The sequence below is a fragment of the Bacteroides sp. ET225 genome (assembly GCF_024733745.1).
In the GTDB taxonomy this organism is placed as follows: Bacteria; Bacteroidota; Bacteroidia; order Bacteroidales; family Bacteroidaceae; genus Phocaeicola; species Phocaeicola excrementipullorum.
Genome location: NZ_JANRHN010000074.1, coordinates 1 through 1,996, shown reverse-complemented (window position 1 = coordinate 1,996; position 1,996 = coordinate 1). Strand labels below are relative to the sequence as shown.

The window sequence follows — 1,996 nt, the reverse complement described above, 5'->3', positions numbered from 1 at the left end:
TTATTAACCGTTCATTTTTCCGCTTTTATAACCAGGAAGAACGATTCAATCTTCCTCCAGAAGCGTTTCGACGATGTATTCTTTGGTAAGTTCGTCGGCTGTACACCCAAACCATATTCCCTTTCTCTCACCGTTACCCATATAGCGTGCTCTCCGCTTCATCTCTTCTACAAACTTATCCGAGAAGACTTCAGTCAGAGGTATTGCTTTCGGCTCATCAGCAAGAGGATGCAGGAACAGATAGCCGTCGAAATTGTCAGCGTATGTTCCAGCTTCTGCATCAAACTTCATTTCATAAATCCCGTCAAAAGGCTCTTTGCCGAACGGGGAGTCCTTAAGCGCAAAACCCACCGCACGGTTTCCGTTCAGCTCAAAAGCCTTGTCAAAGACGCCTCCCCGTATCAGCGATTTATTGTTTCCTCCGTTATCGCTCGTCAGGACGTGCTGAAAAACAGTGAATACATTTTCCATTCCAAGGCGTTCTGCCAGCTGTGCTCCAGCTGTTCGGGACGGCCTCATTCCGTCAGGAGCTGAAGCAATCCCAGGAACCGATGTCTTGTATGCATGAGCGCATCCCACGAGAAACAATGCGCTGCGAAAATCTCTTTGCTCCGCAAACCATTTACAAATAACATCTGCCATGTGGGTGTTGCGGTCTTCGCTTACACTGTCTTCCGCCACAAACTCATCATGCGATGCTATTCTCGAAAAAGGAAGCTGAAAATCTGCCAGAACAACTTTTATTCGTTTCTCCTCCGGAAGACGATGATTAAGATGCCAGAGCGAACAAAGAAACTCATATTCACCCCTGTCCCACCATCCGTAAATCTGCTCCTCTCGGAAGATGTCCAAAACCATCTCGCCGCAAAGTTTATCAGCTCTCATAAACGCATCCATCTTCGGCTGGCACCACGATGGCAGTTCCATAAAGACAGCACCTGCGACATCAGCAAATCCGGGCAAGGCGATCAAACGCTTCAACATGTCCCACGATACTTTTCTCCGATGATATTCTCCGTTTATTACCAGTTTATGCGACTTAAGCATATCGAACAAAAAAGCTTCAGGTGATTGGGTGACCTGCCCAAGAAAATCAGCAAAAGGCTTAGCCGAAGCCGGAAGCTTCCTTATTAAATGAAGCCGCTTCAAGTTAGCATAACTTCTGAGCAACTTCTGCTGAAGTTCTTTACTGATTTCAGCCGAGTGATTCACCAACCCTTGACCGCCATTTACCCAACGTCCGTCCTCAATCCAGCAATAATTACAAAAGATGTATGGCTCTCCCATGTTGTGAGTGACAATAATCGCCACCGAATCCCGATACGACACGATACTGTCAATATACTCGTTCAAAATACGGGAACGGGAAGCATCGCTGACTTTCTCATCAGGCGCATTATTGTCAAAAGAGAATTTAAATGTTGATATATCCGTCCAATGCTTCCTTTTTCCCGAAGACATCACCCATGCCCTTGACAAGTAATAATCAAGAGGAGAAGACAAGTTTATCGAATCAAGCGAAAACTCTTTCACCTGCTTTCCTATATGCGCTGTTTGAAAGCCAGCAAGCGACTGGGCTAAGACACTCGACAAAAAGAACAGCATTACACCTAAAAACATGAATATCCGTTTCATACACAAATTCATTTTATGTTTTTACATTCTATTTCATTCCGTCTTGATAGAGTTTGCGGGGTTCTCTCTCGCCGTCCGCCAGCTCTGAACCGTAACCGTAAAGAGAGTGATGGCGGTGACAAGCAGGAACGAGATAAGAAATATCCATGCGCTGATGGGAGCCTTCTCGGCAAAGCCTTCAAGCCAGTGGAGGCCGATCCACCACCCGAAGGGCGCGGCTACGACGAAGCATCCTATCAATATATAAAGGTAACGCTTGTTGAACATGCGGAGAATTTCCCCCGTGGTACTGCCGAAGATCTTGCGGATGCCGATTTCCTTGCGTCGGTATTCGCTCTCGAACATGGTCAGCCCGAACACA

2 protein-coding genes are annotated in these 1,996 nt (G+C 46.5%); both read right to left on the bottom strand.

What is annotated here, in order from left to right; translation table 11 throughout:
* Positions 1-45: 45 nt before the first annotated feature.
* Entirely contained in the window at positions 46-1,635 is a 1,590-nt protein-coding gene (locus tag NW212_RS15125) for a hypothetical protein (RefSeq protein ID WP_258339442.1), read from the bottom strand.
* 33 nt (positions 1,636-1,668) lie between these two features.
* Positions 1,669-1,996, bottom strand: a 328-nt coding sequence (locus NW212_RS15120; protein ID WP_258339441.1) for an ABC transporter permease, incomplete at its 5' end; no start/stop codon positions are given.

Bases quoted from the DNA above. Each gene is read 5' to 3' on its own strand.
- NW212_RS15125 (WP_258339442.1), bottom strand. From the start codon at position 1,635: ATGAAACGGATATTCATGTTTTTAGGTGTAATGCTGTTCTTTTTGTCG.